Below are 20,514 nucleotides of genomic sequence, written 5' to 3'. Positions count from 1 at the left end.
TAACCTTATTCGTCAAGCACCCTTGCTTTTAAACGCTTTGGATTATGCCGCTGACTCACAGCGCATTGTATTATCAATGCGGGTGAATCAAGTCGACTGACGTCTTGCTGGCATCATCTTTTAAGCTTGCCTTAAGCATCATATAACCTACCACACCTGAGACGATTGAACCCATAATAATACCTAGGCGTTCATCAAATAGGGGGTTGTCACCAGCAAATGCCAAGCCGCCGATAAATAAGCTCATGGTAAAGCCCACACCACACAATAAAGAGGCGCCATATATTTGCTTATAATCCATACCTTTTGGCATGGTTGAGAGACCAAGCTTAAAGATCAACCAGCACATGAACATGATGCCCAGTTGTTTTCCGATAAACAGACCAGCCGCAATACCAAGTGGGACGGAATGAAATAGCTCAGATATACCTGCACCTTCGAGCGAGATGCCAGAGTTAGCAAACGCGAATAACGGCAAAATACCAAACGCCACGGTCGTATGTAAGTCATGCTCCAACTCTTCAAGCGGAGAATGCTCAGGATCAGTACGGTCAAACATAGGGATAAAGAGTGCCAAGACTACACCAGCTAAGGTAGCGTGAATACCTGATTGAAGCACCGCAATCCACATAATGACACCGATAAATAGGTACGGTGTGAGTCTGGTAACGTTACGACGATTGAGCAAGTAAAGGAAAGGCAAGCATAAGCCTGCAATAGCAAGTGAAGCTAAGGATAAGTCACTCGTATAAAATAACGCGATGATTAAAATTGCGCCAATATCATCAAAAATGGCAATGGATACCAAAAATACTTTTAGGGAGTTGGGGACACGGTTACCGAGTAGACTCAAGATACCAAGTGCAAACGCAATATCTGTCGCTGCTGGAATGGCCCAACCTTTCCAAAACTCAGGCTCATTATAGTTAAACAGTAGATAGACAGCTGCTGGCATAATCATGCCGCCTACTGCTGCACCCGCTGGTAATATAATTTGTTTAACGTTAGACAACTCACCGACCAACACTTCTCGCTTAAGCTCAAGCCCAACCAAAAAGAAGAATATAGCCATCAAACCGTCATTGATCCAGTGATGCGCATCTTTGGCAATCCCAAAATCACCGATTTGAATCACAACGGGTGCGTGGATAAATCCTTCGTACCAAACATTAAGAGGGGAGTTAGCAATAATCATCGCAGCAACGGCAGCCAATGCTAAGACGATACCGCCTGCTGCCTCAAATTCAAAAAATGCCTTAATCCTTCGTATTGCCATATCATCCTCATTTACTAAACACAATGTATTAAATAACCTCAAATATCTATATTACTGCTGATAACAACGCAGCAAATAGACAAGAACAGTTTCTCATACTCTCATTACTATAGACAAGAAAATACGTCAACTCAAAGTCATGAGCTTATCTTGTCATATCAATAACAACGATATTATAAAGGTAATATAAGTACTAAGGTAGTTACAAGTCGTTAAGTCTACCTATGCAAGCCCTACTTATTTTGAAGAATTAATTGAGCTATTAAGCAAATTTACCAGACTTTTTTACGTTTTTGGCTTTTTTTACATTTTTATCTTTATAATGGCTCATGTTACGTAATGCGCACCTATCTTTCTAGCATGTGTCAAAAATCTCAAACCTTGACCAATGGTGATCACTTTAGCCTGCCTTTTACAGGCTTTTTTCTATTATAAATTTTGCAGGTCAGCGTCATGGACTTATCACTCTCTTTAGAAATCATCTTAATGCTCACCGTTGTGGCAGCGCTGGCAGGTTTTATTGACGCCATCGCTGGTGGTGGCGGTTTATTAACCATACCAGCCATGCTGCTTGCTAATATTCCACCAGTTTTAACACTGGGCACCAATAAGTTACAAGCAGCCTCAGGTGCGCTTGCCGCGTCGATTACCATGATCAGAAAAGGCGTTATCAAGCCTCAGCGTATTAAAGTCGCGATTATTACCGCTTTTATCGGTTCGGTAATCGGAACGATCGCTGTGCAAATGTCACCGCCAGATATGCTCGAAAAACTGATTCCATTTTTGATTGCAGCCATTGGTATTTATACGTTGTTTGCACCCAAACTTGGCGAAGTAGAAGCCGCGCCGCGTATCTCAGAAGGGAAGTGGCAAAAAGTGGCTGCACCATTAATCGGTTTTTATGATGGCTATATTGGTCCAGGAACTGGAATGTTTTTTGCGCTGGGCAATGTGGCGTTACGCGGTCGGCAAATTGTCGAAGCGACAGGCGCTGCCAAGGTATTGAACTTGTCTACCAATATTGGTTCATTGATATTTTTTATCCTAGGTGGCAATGTCTTGTGGAAAGTAGGGCTGGCCATGATGGTTGGACAAGCAATAGGGGCGTATTTTGGTTCTCATATGGTGGTCAAAGGCGGTAGCAAACTGATTCGACCATTGATTGTACTGGTATGCTTGGCAATGATAACCAAGTACGTTATGGGATAATGCCGTTAATTATATTCGATGAAAAGTAATATCGATACAGCACGTATTGCTGGTACAAATTTTTCTTGCTTGCTGTGCCTGCGCAGACAGAGGCTGCAAAAAATTTACACCAGCAATACTGTAGCGACTTTAAAGTAGTTCAACTATATAAAGTGGCGTTAAGCGATAGCAATGAGCGACGATATGTTCATCTTATCGACAAAAAAACCTCAGTCCATAAGATTATGTGACTGAGGTTTTTTTATCGATAGGTATTTAATATAAATTATTAGCGCCGACGATCAACATTATCGTACTCACTACCCATTACGCCATCACTGAAGACTTCAGAAAACTCACGCTCATTGTTTTCATCGATATGACCATCGAATACGTCTTTAGTGCCTGCATCAGGATCGTTATAAATAGCGATATCCATTTTATTTTCTGATTTTGCCACAATGGCCGTTACTGCTGCATCGCCACCGACGTTCACTGCAGTACGTAACATATCAAGGATACGATCCACACCCAATATTAAACCAATACCTTCGATAGGTAAGCCGACTTGGGCAAACACCATGGACAACATAATCAAACCAACGCCAGGGACACCAGCGGTGCCGATAGAGGCCAACACTGACATTAGAATAACGACCAGATAGTCGGTCACGCTCAAATCGATGCCATAAATATTGGCAATGAAAATGGTCGCTGTTCCTTGCATGATAGCCGTACCATCCATGTTGATGGTTGCGCCAAAAGGAACCGTAAACGAAGCAACTGAGTTATCAACGCCCATGCGCTTGGTGACGGTACGCAAGGTAATAGGAATCGTCGCATTCGAGCTTGACGTACTAAACGCAAAAATTTGTACTTCGCGCATTTTCACCAAAAAAGTCTTGATAGACAAGCCTGAAAAAAGCTTGAGTACAATCATCATGGTAATAAAAAAGTGGAAAGCCAGTGAGCCAACCAACACAGCAACATAACCAAGTAATGACCAGATAAGGTCTAAGCCAAGCTCAGCCATGGCTTTGGTCAAAAGGGCAAAAACACCGTATGGTGCAAGATTCATAATGATGGTCACCATCTTTAGGATGACTTCATTAATCAGCTCTAAACTTTGTACCAAGCCTTTGGCGGGCTTACCCACCATCAAAATACTGATACCGATTAAGATAGCAAAGAAAATAATCGACAGCATATCGCCATTCGCCATCGCGCTGATGGGGTTTGATGGAATGATATTGGCAAACACATCTAACAGAGGCGGTGCAGACTCCGCTTCAAATGCCGCTTCCGTTTCGATATCCATGCCTTTACCGATACCAAACAACAGGCCAAGGCCAATCGCGGTGGCAATCGCTAATGCCGTTGTCATCATGTAGATAAAAAACGTCTTGCTCCCAATACGACCAAGCAAGCGGATATCACCAATACCGCAAACGCCGCAAATCAACGAGATAAGTACTAAGGGGACAACCAACATTTTTAGTGAGTTAACAAACAACTTGCCAACGATAGCGAGGAAACCGTTGGTAATATACGTATGAACAAACCCGCCTTCAGCATTCAGTCCTGAATAGTTTATAAATAAACCGAGTATGATACCGAGCACCATGGCAACAATGATCTTGCCTGTCAGTCCCATATTTTTCCACATAAACTCTATCCTTTTGTACGCAATGCCAAGTATCAGACTGACGCAACATATCGATGGTTGCTGCTTCTATCCTTGATTTTTTTGCGTTTGTGAATTTTTTCAGTCAGTTTGTGTCAATTTCTTGCACAATATAAAATAATTGTTAAGGATACTGCAATGTTTTTTTATAATTTAGCCAAAGCAAGCGTAAGATTTCAGCCATATACGCAGGTTTTTTGTGGTCAAAAAAGGTAAATGCTACAAGGCTTCATCTCTAATAATCATTAAACGTGTCATTCACAAACAAAAAGGCCGCCCAATTTGGACAGCCTTTTTATATCAGGTGATAGGGATACACTCAGTAAGTTCTCTACTTTTAGACCTTGTCACTTTCGTCACGACGTAGACCGTCTTGCCATTTGGTATCAGGAGTAGAAGTCTCGTCTATAGAAGGGTTGCTAATCGACTCTTTCGTAATGTCTGAGTGATCATGTTTTTCAGCGTTGTCTACATGCTCAGTCTCAGTAGCATCAGTGCTATATTTATTCAGACTATGATTGCTACTCATGCGCTCATTTAAATGTGTCGCGGCGTCGCGATGGCGATGGTCAAGCGCTTCTGCTTTAGGACTAGAATCAGCAAAATCAGTCTGAGCCTGTACCTCTTGCGCCGTGTCTTGCTCAGAGACCATTTCTACATCACCATCACTCTCATAACCGTGGTTGGGATTGGCATCACCAATCTTTTCATCGGCGCTATTAGGTGCCGCCAAGTTATCAGAGGCGACCTCATTATTAGGCACGATACCGTGTTTGGCTTGCGCCTCATTTTTTAATTGCGCATAGTCTGTCAGCTGTTGTACGGCATTCTCAAGGCTGTGAGGATTACTACGTTCTAGTGCTTTTAATAAATGCTCATCGAACACATCGGTCAACAGCGAATCAAAACGAAGGGCATTGTATTGAATGAGCACTTCTGCTTCTTCTTCAGTAATGTCGCCTTTTTGGCTGGCATCAACCACATGATCCTCAAAAGTAAGACCTTCAAAATTGTCTTTATGTTCAGCCTTCTTGAATTTTTGCCATAAGGGTTCTATACCAATGAGCGTCTGATAAGCATTTTCCATACGCCCAGTAACATCATCTGCGTCAGTATTGTAATAAACCATGGTTTTAAGATAATCGCGGAATGGATTCGCTGCAAAATCGTCCATAAAGGTATCCCCCAATTGACGTTTTAGCTCGTCACTTGGCGGGGTAAAGATACGACCACTTGGGAAAGTCACAAAACTCACCACACTCGCTGCCATACGATTTGGGAAGTTGGCAAAGAATGACAAAAACGCTTCTTGAATTGTGTAAAAGCTATTTTGGAGTGCCACTTCAGCATGCAAGCGCTCAGAGTCTGACTTTGTACCATGCTCATAAAACTGTAAAATAGCCGTCGCGATAAATAAATGGCCATGAATATCAGCCAAGCGACCAGAGAGCATCTCTTTACGTTTTAGATCACCAGCGAGCAACCCTAATGCCATATCAGCAGTCAAAGCAAAGCTCGCACTTAAGCGATTGATGTGCTTGTAATAAGGACGGGTAAAGGCATCAGCGAAGCTTGGCGCATCATTGCTACCGCCGACATAGCCTGCCACAAAGGCTTTTGCTCCGCGGTTAAAGGTATAGCCCAAATGTTTAAAGAAAAGGATGTCGAACTGCTTAAGTGCGCCTTCTTTATCTTCACTTTGTAGTAGTTGTAACTCATCAAATAGGTACGGGTGGCAACGCATGGCACCTTGACCAAAGATCATCAGTGAGCGTGTTAAGATATTAGCACCCTCAACAGTAATAGAGACTGGAATCGCTTGATAAGGTGTTGCCAAAAAGTTACGTGGTCCCATCTGTACCGCACGACCACCAACGACATCCATACCATCATTGACCACACTACGCATGGTTTCAGTCGCATAATATTTTGCCATGGCCGTCATAACCGATGGCGTACCACCTTGATTCAGTCCACACGTCACCAGATGACGGAATGCTTCTAACATATAAGTGTTACTGGCCATACGGCTGGTGGCATCTTGCACGCCTTCAAACTTACCGACCGAAATTTTGAACTGTTCGCGCACTTTGGCAAAAGCACCAACTGACAAATACGTCATTTCGCTGGCTGAGGTCGATAATGCTGGTAGCGAGATGCCGCGACCAACGCCTAAGCACTCCATAAGCATACGCCAACCGCGACCTGCGTTTTCAACACCACCGATGATGTAATCTAATGGGATAAAGACATCTTTACCATCAACCGTACCGTTCATAAACGGTGAGCCAATTGGGTTGTGGCGTGGCCCTATAATGACTCCTTTATGGCTGGCTGGTACGAGTGCACAAGTAATACCGTAATCAGTTTTTTGAGGATCGCCAAGCAATCCTTCTGGATCGTGCATCTTGAATGCCAAGCCCACAACCGTGGCAATAGGCGCTAAGGTAATCCAGCGCTTAGAGAAATTCATACGTAGACCAAGCATTTGCTCGCCCTCGTGCATGCCGTAGCAAACCACGCCTGTATCAGGAATCGCACCTGCATCGGAACCGGCCTCAGGACCAGTCAAACCAAAACAAGGTACTTCATCGCCTTTGGCAAGGCCGGGTAGCCAGCGTTGTTTTTGTTCATCTGTACCATAATGCATCAACAGCTCACCAGGACCGAGCGAGTTTGGCACCATACAGGTGACAGCAGCTGTCGGTGAACGCGAGGCGATTTTACTCATGACACGGCTCTGGGCATAAGAGCTAAATTCTAAACCACCAAATTCTTTTGGAATGATTAAACCCAAAAAGCCATTACTCTTGATAAATTGCCACGCTTCAGGCGATAGATCTTTATCTTCATGCTGGATTTTCCATTCATCAAGCATGGCACAGAGTGTTTCTACTTCATTGTCAATGAAGCTTTGTTCTTCTTCTGATAGCTTTGGATAAGGATAGCTGGCAAACGTATCCCAATTGGGTGCACCCATAAACAGCTCTTTTTCCCACCAACTGGTACCAGCGTCTAGCGCTTCACGCTCGGTATCGCTCATACTAGGCATCGCACCGCCCAACGCTTTATAAACAGGTTTGGTAATCAGGGATTGCCGAATAGGGGTGACGAGCAGCACCAAGCAGAGTAGCGCAATGGGTATGCCTAAAAGGAGTGACCATGGACTGATGATCGCTGTTACGATGATGGTTACAAGAGCAACCACGCTGCCAGTCACACGAGATAAAGACAACAAAAAGATGGCCAAGACCACGGCTAATTGAATGATGACTGCCAAAATAAATAAGCCAATGGCCATGACTATCTCCTTTGTAACGCTAAACCATAAGCGTGAAAAATATATGAATGAGTTTTTTTAGATCACTATAATTATTGTTCTAATAGCTGCTTTACTTATTTTTCGATCAATAAAAGATACGATTGCTTAACAATATGAAACAGTTACTTATAACTATCAATAGGTGAAATGCTACGCTGTGTCGATAATATGTATCACATTTCAATGGCTCATAGCACTAATTAATAGATGATAAGTCGTTAAGAGCGCCTATTAACCAAAAGGTGCTAAGCAGCTTTCGGCATAAGATAAGGTTTCATTACGGCCAACGATGATGTGATCGACGAGCGCTATGTCTAACAAATCACAGGCCTTTTTTAGCTCATAAGTTAATAAGTTATCTGCGGTAGAGGGCGTCGCATTGGTATGCGGGTGATTGTGTGCAACGATTAGCTGGCTGGCGGCGTGGCTCAAGGCATGGCGCAATACGTGTTTGATACAGACAGAACAAGATGAGATGCCACCAGTAAACAGTATCTCAAAGTTTAAGAGGTTAAGCGCATTGTCCAAGCAAAGCACGGCAAAGACCTCACGATGCTCACCGCGCAACTGCGTACTGATATACTCTTTGACCGCTTGTGAGCGCCCAAGCGCTTGACCTGTTTTGAGCTGGCTGTCTAAATATCGTGTTCCCATCTCAAGCGATGCCAATATCTGCGAGTACTTAGCAGGCCCGATGCCATGACACGCAAGGACGATGTCCTGAGGCGCTGCCAACAGCTCTGCCAAGCTACCAAATTGCGCAATAAGATGACGCGCCAGCTCAATGGCTGATTGTGACTGTGTGCCTGTACGTAAAAATATCGCCAAGATCTCTGCATCAGTAAGATGTGCTGCGCCAAATTTCAATAGCTTTTCGCGGGGTCTATCGTCTTCATGCCAGTCTTTAATGGCCATTATCTCTCCTTGAGTAGAGGCTGATAACAAATACCTCAGTTAAATGCGGAAAATTTTACCCAATTTATCTCATAATTGTTACTATAAGCGCAATTTTATCTTTCAACTTTTTTATTGATGCCATGCTTATGTCAAATATTGTGCTTGCTATCACAGGCGGCATCGCCGCTTATAAATCTGCTATATTTGCTCGTCTTTTAATGAAGGCGGGCTTTGATGTGCGTGTCATTATGACCACAGGTGCACAAGCCTTTATCACTCCTTTGACATTGCAGGCCTTGACGGGTAATGAGGTTCATATCTCGTTACTTGATGAGCGAGCTGAGGCAGGAATGGGGCATATTGAACTGGCCAAATGGGCAGATTTAATCGTCATTGCACCAGCCTCTGCCAATACACTTGCCCGTCTGGCGATGGGTATGGCAGATGACTTATTGACCACAGTATGTCTGGCAACGACAGCGCCCGTCATCATCGCGCCTGCGATGAACCAGCAAATGTGGGCACACCCAGCGGTGAATCTGAACGTACAAACACTGCTGGATATGAATTATCAGATCATTCAACCAGCAAGCGGTGAGCAAGCTTGCGGGGATGTGGGGGCAGGACGTTTACCTGAACCTGAGCAGCTATTGGCTGAGATATCGCTATTTAATGCGATGCAAACAACGCCGCAGCTATTGGCAGGCAAAAGGGTCGTAATTACCGCAGGCGCGACAGTTGAAGCCATCGATCCGGTACGCTATTTGTCCAATCACTCTACGGGCAAAATGGGCTTTGCGTTAGCACGCGCTTGTGTGGCGGCTGGGGCAGAAGTTATCTTAATCGCTGGTGGTAAGGTGGCATTGCCCACACCACTTAATGTCACACGTATTAATGTGTTGTCTGCCCAAGAAATGTTGCTTGCATCACAGCAATGTGTGGATGGCACGCATAGCGAGCTACAATATATTTTTGAAGATGATCACGACCATTCACACGATCATAGTCATGACCATGACCATCATCACTCTCATGACTGTGATTGCGATGAGGAGCAAGATGAGGAAAATACGACTAGCGTTTCTGTCGATGATAGCGTGAGAGTGGCGGATATCTTTATTGCAACTGCGGCGGTGGCTGATTATCGCACCGAAGAAGCAGCTCCGCAAAAAATCAAAAAAACGCAAGATGCTATGATGCTGAGCTTGGTTAAAAATCCTGATATTTTGGCAACTATTTCGCTTACTCATCCAGAGTTGTTTGTCGTTGGCTTTGCGGCAGAAACGCAAGACGTGGAGCGTTATGCGCGTGGTAAGCTCGTTTCTAAAAATCTCGATTTAATTGCTTGTAATGATGTCTCACGAGCAGATATTGGTTTTGCTAGTGATGACAATGCGATGCAGGTGTTCTTCTCAGATCGATACGAGAAAGAGGCGCTAACACTTGAAAAAGCAAGCAAAGATAAGATTGCTGAGCAATTGGCTGGCATCATTGGTGAGTCAATCTGGCAACGTCACAATGGTTAGTCAGGTCGTTATTAAGTATGGGCACTAAGCCTTAAATGGTGCGACAAATATGACCGAAATAATCGGTAACGATAGCGCACAGACGCTATTGCTGGTGGCAGTCTTTGCACTGGCCTCATTGTTACATGGTATTAGCGGGTTGGGCGTGACGTTGGTGACGACTACGGCGCTTGCCAGTATGTACCCGTTGCCTTATGCCATCGTGCTAACCATCTTTCCCTCTTTATTGCTCAATGCAATGACTTGGCTGGCGGGTGGCGGTCGCACCATTTGGCAAAACTTTATTTATTACGGCAGACGCTATTGGTTGCTGGCGTTGACCAGCTTACTCGGCAGTATTTTGGGTGCAAAGTTATTATTATGGGTAGATAGTGCTTATATTTTACTGGTATTGGCAGCAGTCATTGGCTTCTATGTGATAAGTAGCCTTCTTGGTAAACAGATTCGCTTACCGGATACCAAGCCTGTGCTGATCGCTGTTGGTTTTAGCGCCGGCGTCATTGGCGGGTCAACCAATGCCATGTCGACTATCTTGATGATGTACTTATTGTCTGCAAGCGATGATAAAAACACGGTCGCCAAGGTCGGCAACATGTGCTATTTTTTGGGTAAAATCGCCCAAATTATTGTCTTACGCGAGCCGATTATGGCGCTGAGCAGTGGTGAGTGGCAAATCATTGTATTGTTGAGCGTTTTGTCTATCGTCGCTCTGTTAGTCGGGATTCGTCTACGTCGTTACTTACCGCAAGCACGCTTTCGTCAGCTTATTTTAGTGATTTTAACCGTACTTGGGATACGTGTGGGTTGGCAGGGAATTGCAGCGATTTTGTCATAAAACGTTCTTTTTATGCCTCATTGAAATAATACTCCCTTTAGATAACTATATATTTATCGGCTAAAATAATTTATGAATCTAGATTCCATTAGAGCATTAGGTAGTAAATTACGGAGAAGTAATGAAGAAAGCCTAATTCTCGATGAATGGAGCATTTTTCATACTTATACAAGCTTTTTAGATGTGGATGATTTAAATCTTTATGAAGTTGCAGCAGCGCTTGTCGATAATGATTTTGCTCCCTGTATTCTACATAGAGATGGTACAACTTGGTTTAAGTCAGATGGAAGAGTATTGTCTGGCGAAACTATCTACGGAATTGAATCCGGTAGAACTAGAGTAAACTTGGTCGGAAAAAATTCTGACAATATTCTTAATCAACTAAATGATTATGCTCAAGAGTCATGGTATCAATCTATTCAATTCAGAATGAATGAATTAATTGTTTTTGAAGATAGTTTTCTAACAGATTATATAAGAATATCGGTAGGGCTTATCAAAGCATTTTCAGAAGAAAAACAAGTTAACTACCACCTATACCTAACAATAAAGTTATATAGAAACGGCGTGATCATAGTCGAATATAGAGAAATCTCACCTCAAAAAAAGGTTCATTACGCAGATTTTATCAGCTCAGATTTAAATTTAGGTATGGTTGGTTTTGAATCTGTTGAAGTGCCCTTAGCCATAGTAGATCTACGTGCTAAAGCTTATCACGAGTCTACTTTTAAATACTCATTTCACAAAAGATTAAAAATAATAGGTATAGGTAATCGCCATAGTCGGGCAGTTCAGGATGTAAAAAAGAGTGTAGAAAGTGGTGATTTTGTTTTCGAGTTAGCTGAACTGATAAATTTAGAAAATAGTCGTGAAAATTTAAGCTCTATCGCTCAAACTATTTTTTCGATAATTGGGTATATAGCAAGTAATCCCAGACAAGGTCTAAGCTATATTTTTTTCGGACAAAAGAAGTTAATCAAAGCTGGAAATTTTTGGAGTGGTAGGCCTTACACGTTTATTATTCATTTTGAAGGACAAAGAGCATCGGCTAAAGAAAACATTAATAATTTCGGACATAGTTTAGGGTGCATAATGGGAAGGCGCCTTATACAAAAGGAGGCTAATCCCAAACAGTATTTATCCAAAGACTATAGATACTTTGATGATTACTCAATATTTCTGTCAGACTCTTTCTCGTTATGTGTCTGGTCTAAAGAAGGTGTTGATTCGCAGAAAGAATGGAATGATTCTAATAATGGTAGCTTAATTTATGGACAACAAGCTATAAATGAATTTTTAGAATATGGTTATATGATAAACAGGATGTTACTTCAAAAAGTAAATGACTCGAAAGATTTGAAGGCTGTTAATAAGTTAAGGAGCCAAATATTAGATTTCAAAAACTATATTAAAGACGCACCTAGACATGGCGAGATTAGAGAGCATTATTAATGCGTCATTAAAGGAGTATGGAGTGCCAGAGTTAGAAGCTAGAATAAATCAAAGACTTGACTTACAACTAGATGAGTTGAGCCGTATATACAATGTTAGCAATAATTCTATGAATAGATTAATTGCTATAACTTTTGGACTGATAGCTTCTTTTTCTTTATCAAATAGAGTCGTTGAGCCAGTATGGCTTTCCTTCGGCTTTCCAATCAGTGATGATCAGAATACACAGTTTTTATTATATATAGCTATTGCACTTTCAATATCGATAGTCCTAATAGCTCTTGTATTTATAATTAACAAATACATAGTTACTAAAAAAGGTTAGTACAAACTTATTCTTTAGCGATTAAACATATTTAAGAGAATAGTCGCGACGACACTGATCACGATCATGGTGACCACAGGAAAATACACCCGCGTATTGCCTGATGTGTGTTTGATATCGCCTGGGAGATTACCTATCCACGAAAATGCACTAGGAAACAGCAGCCAAATAACGCCGATAATAACCAGCACAATGCCCATGCCTATCAATATTTTTGCCATATAAATACTGCCTTGTGACGTTATCCGTTGAGTCGTCAGAGGTTAAGTCCTAGTCCTAATCAGCCATTTCACCAAAATAAATCTGCTGAGCCAAACGAAAGGTATTACAGTGTGCTTCTACCACATCTTCGATATATTCTGAATAGCCGCCACCCATCACAATAGCGACAGGAATGTTGGCAGATTTCGCTTGGCGTAACACATATTCATCACGGGCTTTGCAGCCCTCTATCGTCAGTCCCAGCTTTCCTAACTTATCCGTAGCGAGCACATCGACAGCAGATTGATAAAATATCATGTCTGGCGCAACATCAGCAATCAAGCGCGGTAGCGTGTCGGCCAAAATCTGTAAGTATTCCTTATCACCCGTTTCATTGTCCAACTCAATGTCCAAGTCTGAGATTTGCTTGCGGAACGGATAGTTTTTGGCACCATGCATACTAAAGACAAAAACGCGTGACTCATCCGCCATGATACTGGCATTACCGTTGCCTTGGTGTACATCCAAATCAACCACCAGAATCTTTTGCGCTTGTCCGCGATTAAGCAGTAAGTTGCTAGCGATACACACATCATTGAAAACACAAAACCCTTCACCATGATCGGCAAACGCGTGATGTGTGCCGCCAGCGACATTCATCGCCACACCATATTGCTGCGCATATAGCGCACATTCATAAGTCGCATGGGCAATATAACGGCCACGCTCTACCAGCAATGGCGTCATATCAAAGCCAATGGCGCGTGCTTCTTTTCGTGGCAGCGTTTGGTTTTTAAGCTGAGACCAATAGTCGGGCGTATGCGTGGTCAAAATCTCGTCTTCGCTTAATTGCTTAGGTGCAAAGAAGTTATCCGTAATGATCGTACCTTCAGCCAACAAACGCTCAGGAATCATGGTGTATTTTTGCATGGGAAAGCGGTGTTTTTCAGGTACTGAATAACGAAAAATATCAGAGTAAGCAATTTTTAGCATAATGTTAAATGGGTTCTTTTGGTAGCGTGTTTGGGGAGTATTTAAAGTGCATCAACCCTATTTCCATCAGGTGTTTACTGCACGAACTGTGTTGGCAAAAAGAACGTTCGTGAATCTGTCTGTTGGCGTAGCGCTATCAGCAATGTTGGTAAGTCTTCTGTAGGATCTTGATTATTGAGCAAATTACTCAACAATTCATGAGCGACAGTGGTCATGGCAACCACGCCTTGTAGTAAATGTTCGATAATGTCGTCATTAATACCAACTGCTTCAACATCGATGGCGTTTTTGTAGCGTATCTCGCCATCATTGACATCCATTTCTAGATTACCGACCAGCATGTCATAATTCAGTTGAGTGATGAGGAGCATCGCAGCACTTTGATGACTCTCTGGTATCAAAAATGGCAAAATGCCATAGACGGCCAATAGCTTATTATGCTCTTGAACCCGAAACAGATAGCCACAGTTTAGTTGTTTATGCCGCATTCTTAATGACAAATGATGTGATTTTTGGCCGTCATTGGTTTTGGGTCGATAATGCGTATAGTGCCACTGCTTGCTATTGAAGTATTGTTTTAGCACACTGACAATGGGGGTGTCGTTGCGCTCTTGTTGTCCTACACGCAAGTCAGAAGGGGTGATTGGTGAATGCTCGTGGTGATTTTTGGCGTCAGATTCAGAGCCAGTTTTGAGTTTACCGTTTGAGTCATTTTTATCATCAATGCCAGTATCTTCATTGTCAGTATCATTACGTTGATTGCTATCAGTTGCTGATTGGGTCACTTCACTTTTATCTGACGATACATGCGATGGCTTATTTGTGCCATTAATAATAGATGACGGCGCTGAAGTCGTCAGCAACCGTTTGATTTTTTGCCACAAGCTGAGTTTATTACGTTGGTTCATAATATTGGACTCATAATATTGGGCTGACACATAAGTGATAGTGAATATGGATAAACACGCCAAAACAGCAAATTACGCGTTATTAAGTGTCAAACTCTCTTTGATGTTTGGCTGATTATAAAATGCTTGTAACATGTCACGGATATGTGCCGTAAACCAAGGGCTTGCAAGAGCGTCATAGATAATTGGCAGTAGCACGGTACTAAATTGCGTCATGGCCTGCTCGTCAATATATAAGCTCGCAGCGATGGTTGCTATGGTGTCTGCTTGATGATTGGCGTACCAAGTATCGATGCTGGCTGCCACGAGACTGTGCAAATAAGGCGACATGCGCAGGCGGTTATAGCTTTGCTGGATACTGGCTTCGATATGGTCGATACTGCTATTGTCAGGCTCATCGCGCAAGTAGGTTTGTAGATGACTGACAGGCTGATCTTTGATCCGAGCCCAGCCTGTGACCATTAATCGCGCGACTTCTTCGTTGGATAAATGCTCTTGTGCATTGGTTTCTGCTCGGCGTGCCAAATCTTTAATGTTACGGTGCAAATACGCCTGCAATTTTTCATCGAGATTTCTATTGGTGGCCTTTTCAAAAGAGCTGCGCCCAAGTTTCATCAGTTTACCAACGCCGCCCGCTTTATCTAATGTGGTTTCCATAAAGTCGTTGATGGCGTGGTATAGCGTTTGCGTCAGCAAGTCTGCAAAGGTTTCATTGCCGATCAGCGTATGAATCAAGACATTGCGCTGCTCATCATGGCTGCCGACATAATTGGCAAGGGTCTCAACTTGCGTGTCATCCACCAATTCAGATAATGGCACGTTGTCATTGACGGGATGATAAATAACGGTATGCAAGATATCGCGGATATCGGTACGCATCACCTCACTGATCGGCTGATTGAGTAGCCAATCATTTATCAAGTGCTGCAAATGCTCGCGGCTGATATATTTATTTAAGGGTTGCTCACCAAACCACTGCCAAGCTTCTATACTCAAGGGCGCAGCTTGCTTGCTTAACCACTGCTGCATAAATTCAACTTGGGCATCGATCAAGCCGTCTATGGTCAAGCGTGTACCAGACAAGTTTGACTGAGAGTGGCTGTTTCCAGCATCTGCCTTATGTTCAGCATCTACTGGCGGCGTTTGGTTTTGGCTATCTTTTGAAGTCTGCATAGGTTTTGAGGTCATAGTAATCGACAATTTGTTATACTGTGTATTTGTAGGAAGCATAAAGTATTATGCCATGAACAGCGTGTTTGTTTGTGATGAATATTGACTGCCGCTTGATAAATAACGAGAGGTTTTGATGACGGCTTTGAAAACCCCTTTACTTGTGCTTGATGAGCTGACGGTTCAGCGTGGTGAAATCCCCCTATGTGAAGCGGTCACGCTCAATTTATCTACTGGTAGTATTTGTCATCTCATTGGTGCAAATGGTACGGGTAAAACGACGCTACTGATGCAGTTGGCTGGGTTATTGCCAGTCCTGACGGGTGAGGTTGCTTATCAAGAAAAGGCAGGTTTGCCCATGCAGCCTTTATATGTATCGCACCAACTGGGCATTCATCCCAATCTCACTGTCGCACAAAATCTGACGTTTTTGCTGAATTTATATGGTATTACACCAAGTGCTGCTGACATTGATGACGCCCTCACTTGGGTAGGGTTACAAGGATTTGAGACCCTTAGCTCAAGCCACTTATCTGCTGGGCAAACCCGCCGTATCACTCTTGCGCGGCTGTATTTATTGACGCCCGATGTGACACCGCTTTGGTTGCTTGACGAGCCTTTCACGGCGCTTGATGTCGATATGGTGGCGCGAATGGAAGACCGATTACGCGATTTTGCCAATGCTGGCGGGGCAATCTTAATGACCAGTCATCAATCAGTCGGCGTTGCCAATCAAGTGCTCGACTTGACAGAATATATGATCTAGACCGTTTATTTCGTACCAACGATAATACAAGTGCGATGAGCAGAAGAGCAAATACATGACAAAGACAAACAGTCCAGTACAAGCCGCGAATGAAAGCCCAACCATGATGGTAACGGCATCGCGTGGTATTGGTTTTATGCAGTTATGGCGGCGCGAATGGCAAGTAAAGCAGCAAGGGGCGGTGCAATGGTTGTATCCTTTGGTCTTGTTTTTGGTGATTATTACACTGTTTCCACTGGCCGTTGGTAGCGAACCTGCGCTGTTGCAACGACTTGGGGTGTCAGCGGTGTGGATTGCTGCTTTACTCTCGCTGGTGATGGGCGTGGATGGTTTGTTTAAGCCAGCCCTTGATAATGGCACACTGGCACAGTTGGTCGTCGCCAATGCTTCGCTGCCGTTGTGGGTGTTGATACGCTTAGTCATTCATTGGGTGTTTAGCAGTGGTATTGTGGCATTACTCAGTTTGCTTGCTGTGCCTTTATTTCAGCTGAGCTGGTTTGAGGCGTGGATACTGATGGCCTCTATCGTTACTGGTAGCCCAATGCTCTTGATGCTATCAGCGGTCGCTAGTAGTTTGACACTGTCATTGAAAAATGGCGCGGTGCTGGTGCCTCTGATTGCATTGCCAATGCAGTTGCCGGTGTTGATTTTTGCGACGGGTGCGGTTGATTTGTTTGCCACTGGTCTTAATGGATTACCTATATTGGCGTTATTGCTAGCAGGCAGTATCGTTTCAGTTTTGGTGATGCCGTGGGTTATTGCGTTGACCTTAAAAATGGCGTGGCTCAATTAAACAGTAGACTAATAAACAACAGACCAATAAACAGTAGATCAATTATTTTATCAAAACCCTTTTTACTAACAGCATGGTGAAAACTGGCAATTTTGCTATAATAGTCCATTAAATAAGTAAACACTCCCTTATAGATTCTATCCAGTGTTTAACGCCAGCAGGTTAGCAGGTAGTAGCGCCCATGATGTGTTATACCTGTCACCATAAGCTACGCAATAGGTTTATTCCCATGCCCAACCTGAATAACGTCTCATCTCCTAGCCTGTGGCAACGCATTTGGCAAGGCTTTTTGACCACTGTGGGCACCAAGCAGTTCTTTCGCATTTTTGCACCTTGGGTTAAGTGGTTAGCGATATTAGCCAGTATCTGTCTGCTGATAGGTAGTGTCTGGGGTCTTGCTTTTGCACCACCTGATTACTTACAGGGCAACAGTTATCGCATTATCTTTATCCACGTCCCAGCGGCCAGTCTTGCCATCTCTATCTATTTTGCCCTTGCAGTATTGGGGGCAATTTATTTGGTATGGAAGATTAAGACTGCCAGTTTGGTCGCGCAAGCACTTGCGCCGATAGGCTTTTTGCTGTGTGTGATTAGTTTGCTAACAGGTTCTATTTGGGCAAAACCAACGTGGGGCACTTACTGGGTTTGGGACGCGCGTTTGACATCTATGCTGATTTTGGCGTTTTTATATGCAGGTGTTATGGCGATGTTTGCTGCTTTTGAACATACCGCCAACCGTGGTAAAGCAGCGGCCATTCTGTCGATTGTTGGCGCGGTGAACCTGCCTATTATCAAGTATTCAGTAGAGTGGTGGAATACCTTGCATCAAGGCGCAACGTTTACCTTAACGGCAGCACCAAAAATGTCAGCAGATATGTGGATGCCGTTGCTACTCACGACTATTGGTAGTTATTTACTGGTGGGGACATTGGCGATTTATCGAACCAATACACTCATTTTATACCGTGATCAAGGTAAAGCGTGGGTGAAAGAATATATCCGTGGTCAACACAAATAACGGCTAGGAAATTATTATGCAGCCCTATTTTTATAGCTTTTCTGAATTTATTGCCATGGGTAAGCATGGGGTTTTTGTCTGGTCATGCTGGGCTATTACCGTTGGCATGATGCTGGTTTTTATTATGTATAGCCGTAGGCAAAGAAAAGCACTGATCAAACAGCTGACTATCCAGCAAGCACGTCAAGCACAACGTACGGCTAAAACACAACCGCCAACAAATAAGCGCGCTGATTAAAAAGTCGCTTAACATCATGATTTTATAGAATTTTTTATAGTACAATCATCAATATGTGACCGCATAAGTTGCGATGGTGCTTATTGATTTATAGAAAAAATGCTATCATATAGCTATTAGAAGCGTACGACTAGAAAGACATTCTTAAAAAGTTTTTCTAATCGTAGTGTCTTCAATATTTTCTGTTTTATAGATTAATATTGTCAAAGCCATTTAATATGAGTACAGGGTAACGATGTACAAAGGCTTTGACGGTAGTTTGTAAAACAGTGACTCATCAATGAGGTAGTGGTATGAACGCAGTTCGTCGCAAAAAACTGATGTGGGTTATGTTTACGCTTGCAGGAGCGGCGATAGCCGTGGTGTTGGTGCTTTATGCCATCGGGCAACAGACAGATTACTACTTTGATGCTACGGCCATTGCACAAGGTGAAGCACCACAAGACAAACGTATTCGCGCAGGCGGTATGGTGGTTGCGGGTAGTGTCCAGCGAGCAGCAGACAATCCATTGAATGTTGAGTTTGCTATTACTGACTTTCAGTCGACAGTGCCGGTGACCTATCAAGGTATTTTGCCAGATTTGTTTGCTGAAAACTCAGGTGTCGTCGCCACTGGTAAAATGCAAGGTGATACGTTTGTCGCTGGAGAAGTATTGGCCAAACACGATGAAAACTATATGCCGCCTGAAGTCGCTAAGTCAATGAAAGAGAACAATCGTAATGGGGTTGTGCCTCCTTCTGAGCAGTACAATCCTGCCGAAAAACTTCATGAGACTCAGACGCTGCAACAGTAATAAGTAATAAGTAATAAGTTTGTTTGGCTGTCCCATCCTAAAATAGATTGATAAAAAAGCCACCGAGAGTATCGGTGGCTTTTTTCATGCTTTCTCATAAATAACTATCAGCTACTAATCATCCCATACAGGGCTATAATCAGGATGTTTGATTTTGCGACCATCAGCGCGCGCTAAATTGCCAATTTTTTCTAATTCTTCTGCACTTAGTACCACATCGATAGCGTCTAAGTTTCCTTGCAAGTGATCAGGGTTAGCGGTTTTTGGAATAGCAATACGGTGCTTGTCGGACAAAATCCATGCCAATGATATCTGTGCTGGCGTGACATTGTGCGCATCAGAAATTTCTTTGATGGTCTCATTATCAAATACATCACCACGTGCTAATGGCGAGTAGGCTTCTAAGAGAATGTGATGATTGTTCAAAAAAGTCTGCAAGGTGTGTTGTTTGATAAATGGATGAAACTCAACTTGATTGACCACAATCGGTACATCGGCATGTTTTTTTGCTTCAATAATATTGGCAATATTAAAGTTAGACACACCAATATGTTTGGTCAATCCTTGTTTTTGTAGCTCGCATAATGCAGGAATCGTTTCAGATAATGGCACGCGATCATCAGGCCAGTGTAATAGCAAGAGGTCGACATAATCGGTATCTAAGTTTTCTAACGAACGTTTGGCTGCTTCGACCAACTTTTCTGGTTGAAACTTCATGTCATCAGGGAAAATTTTCGTGGTCAAAAAGAACTTGTCACGAGCCACGCCTGATTGTTTGATGCCTTGACCCACTTCTTTTTCATTGTCATAAGCTTGAGCAGTATCAATATGCTCATAGCCCATCTCTAACGCTTTTTTGACAACGTCGATACAGTCTTGGCCCGTTGATTGCCAAGTGCCCAGTCCTAGTACCGGAATATTTGCTTGTCCAGCTGTACGCATATTATAAGTTTTCGTACTCATATTATTATCCTTATCGTTAATGATTTTATGATGTCTTATAGACTCTGACTCATAAAACTGATTGAAACAGAGCAACAGTCATAGTCGGTTCAACTGAGTACTCTTTAGCTCGTCTACTATAGAAAAAAGCGAGGCAAAACGAAAGGGTAGGTGACGGTTTCCTAC

Annotated in this window: 18 protein-coding genes and 2 pseudogenes; 11 read left to right on the top strand and 9 right to left on the bottom strand. The window is 43.1% G+C overall.

Features of this window, described 5'->3' with window-relative positions; genetic code table 11:
* Positions 1 to 73: 73 nt before the first annotated feature.
* Positions 74 to 1,276: a Na+/H+ antiporter NhaA gene (gene nhaA, locus JMY02_RS04885; protein ID WP_201595843.1), complete on the bottom strand. Its 1,203-nt coding sequence runs from the start codon at positions 1,274 to 1,276 to the stop codon at positions 74 to 76.
* A 453-nt stretch (positions 1,277 to 1,729) separates the two neighbouring features.
* On the opposite strand from nhaA, the gene JMY02_RS04880 reads away from it, so the two are divergent.
* A complete protein-coding gene (locus JMY02_RS04880; protein WP_201595840.1) occupies positions 1,730 to 2,485 on the top strand; it encodes a TSUP family transporter in 756 nt (251 codons plus the stop codon).
* Positions 2,486 to 2,753: 268 nt separating this feature from the next.
* Here the strand turns inward: JMY02_RS04880 and JMY02_RS04875 are convergent, their stop codons facing one another.
* The 3 genes from JMY02_RS04875 to radC form a co-directional block, all read right to left on the bottom strand.
* Entirely contained in the window at positions 2,754 to 4,130 is a 1,377-nt protein-coding gene (locus JMY02_RS04875; protein ID WP_201595837.1) for a dicarboxylate/amino acid:cation symporter, read from the bottom strand.
* Positions 4,131 to 4,485: 355 nt separating this feature from the next.
* Positions 4,486 to 7,449: an acyl-CoA dehydrogenase gene (locus JMY02_RS04870; protein ID WP_201595834.1), complete on the bottom strand. Its 2,964-nt coding sequence runs from the start codon at positions 7,447 to 7,449 to the stop codon at positions 4,486 to 4,488.
* 252 nt (positions 7,450 to 7,701) lie between these two features.
* Positions 7,702 to 8,385, bottom strand: a complete 684-nt coding sequence (radC, locus tag JMY02_RS04865) for a RadC family protein (RefSeq protein WP_201595831.1) — start codon at positions 8,383 to 8,385, stop codon at positions 7,702 to 7,704.
* A gap of 128 nt (positions 8,386 to 8,513) precedes the next feature.
* Between radC and coaBC the strand changes: the two are divergent.
* The 5 genes and pseudogenes from coaBC to JMY02_RS04845 form a co-directional block, all read left to right on the top strand.
* A pseudogene (coaBC, locus tag JMY02_RS13750) lies at positions 8,514 to 9,287 on the top strand (bifunctional phosphopantothenoylcysteine decarboxylase/phosphopantothenate--cysteine ligase CoaBC); the annotation flags it as partial.
* A gap of 183 nt (positions 9,288 to 9,470) precedes the next feature.
* Positions 9,471 to 9,893, top strand: a pseudogene (locus tag JMY02_RS13745) (phosphopantothenoylcysteine decarboxylase domain-containing protein); the annotation flags it as partial.
* Positions 9,894 to 9,942: 49 nt separating this feature from the next.
* Positions 9,943 to 10,728 carry a sulfite exporter TauE/SafE family protein gene (locus JMY02_RS04855; protein WP_201595825.1) on the top strand — a complete coding sequence of 262 codons (786 nt, stop codon included), beginning with the start codon at positions 9,943 to 9,945 and terminating at the stop codon, positions 10,726 to 10,728.
* Between the two features lie 72 nt (positions 10,729 to 10,800).
* Positions 10,801 to 12,180, top strand: a complete 1,380-nt coding sequence (locus tag JMY02_RS04850) for a hypothetical protein (protein ID WP_201595822.1) — start codon at positions 10,801 to 10,803, stop codon at positions 12,178 to 12,180.
* 22 nt (positions 12,181 to 12,202) lie between these two features.
* Entirely contained in the window at positions 12,203 to 12,505 is a 303-nt protein-coding gene (locus JMY02_RS04845; RefSeq protein WP_201595819.1) for a hypothetical protein, read from the top strand.
* 14 nt (positions 12,506 to 12,519) lie between these two features.
* Here JMY02_RS04845 and JMY02_RS04840 read toward each other — a convergent pair whose 3' ends face one another.
* The 4 genes from JMY02_RS04840 to JMY02_RS04825 all read right to left on the bottom strand — a co-directional run bounded on the left by JMY02_RS04840 (position 12,520) and on the right by JMY02_RS04825 (position 15,780).
* A complete protein-coding gene (locus JMY02_RS04840; protein WP_201595816.1) occupies positions 12,520 to 12,726 on the bottom strand; it encodes a DUF2905 domain-containing protein in 207 nt (68 codons plus the stop codon).
* Positions 12,727 to 12,781: 55 nt separating this feature from the next.
* Entirely contained in the window at positions 12,782 to 13,699 is a 918-nt protein-coding gene (locus JMY02_RS04835; protein ID WP_201595813.1) for a histone deacetylase family protein, read from the bottom strand.
* Positions 13,700 to 13,773: 74 nt separating this feature from the next.
* Positions 13,774 to 14,607 carry a type III secretion system chaperone family protein gene (locus JMY02_RS04830; RefSeq protein ID WP_201595810.1) on the bottom strand — a complete coding sequence of 278 codons (834 nt, stop codon included), beginning with the start codon at positions 14,605 to 14,607 and terminating at the stop codon, positions 13,774 to 13,776.
* Positions 14,608 to 14,679: 72 nt separating this feature from the next.
* Entirely contained in the window at positions 14,680 to 15,780 is a 1,101-nt protein-coding gene (locus JMY02_RS04825; RefSeq protein ID WP_227678417.1) for a hypothetical protein, read from the bottom strand.
* A gap of 133 nt (positions 15,781 to 15,913) precedes the next feature.
* Here JMY02_RS04825 and ccmA point away from each other — a divergent pair, with 133 nt between their 5' ends.
* The 5 genes from ccmA to ccmE all read left to right on the top strand — a co-directional run bounded on the left by ccmA (position 15,914) and on the right by ccmE (position 19,386).
* A complete protein-coding gene (gene ccmA, locus JMY02_RS04820) occupies positions 15,914 to 16,543 on the top strand; it encodes a heme ABC exporter ATP-binding protein CcmA (protein WP_201595966.1) in 630 nt (209 codons plus the stop codon).
* Between the two features lie 106 nt (positions 16,544 to 16,649).
* Positions 16,650 to 17,336, top strand: a complete 687-nt coding sequence (locus JMY02_RS04815) for a heme exporter protein CcmB (protein WP_201595964.1) — start codon at positions 16,650 to 16,652, stop codon at positions 17,334 to 17,336.
* A 229-nt stretch (positions 17,337 to 17,565) separates the two neighbouring features.
* Positions 17,566 to 18,354 (top strand): heme ABC transporter permease CcmC, encoded by a 789-nt coding sequence (gene ccmC / locus JMY02_RS04810; protein WP_201595807.1) that lies wholly within the window; start codon positions 17,566 to 17,568, stop codon positions 18,352 to 18,354.
* A 16-nt stretch (positions 18,355 to 18,370) separates the two neighbouring features.
* Entirely contained in the window at positions 18,371 to 18,592 is a 222-nt protein-coding gene (gene ccmD / locus JMY02_RS04805) for a heme exporter protein CcmD (protein ID WP_201595804.1), read from the top strand.
* A 293-nt stretch (positions 18,593 to 18,885) separates the two neighbouring features.
* Positions 18,886 to 19,386, top strand: a complete 501-nt coding sequence (gene ccmE / locus JMY02_RS04800; RefSeq protein WP_201595801.1) for a cytochrome c maturation protein CcmE — start codon at positions 18,886 to 18,888, stop codon at positions 19,384 to 19,386.
* A 114-nt stretch (positions 19,387 to 19,500) separates the two neighbouring features.
* On the opposite strand, the gene JMY02_RS04795 is transcribed toward ccmE, so the two are convergent.
* On the bottom strand, positions 19,501 to 20,349 hold the full coding sequence (locus JMY02_RS04795; RefSeq protein WP_201595799.1) for an aldo/keto reductase: 849 nt from the start codon (positions 20,347 to 20,349) through the stop codon (positions 19,501 to 19,503).
* Between the last annotated feature and the right edge of the window lie 165 nt (positions 20,350 to 20,514).

It is taken from the genome of Psychrobacter vallis (assembly GCF_904846715.1).
In the GTDB taxonomy this organism is placed as follows: domain Bacteria; phylum Pseudomonadota; class Gammaproteobacteria; order Pseudomonadales; family Moraxellaceae; genus Psychrobacter; species Psychrobacter vallis.
The sequence above is the reverse complement of the archived record's forward strand: the minus strand, read 5'-3'. Positions and strand labels throughout refer to the sequence as shown.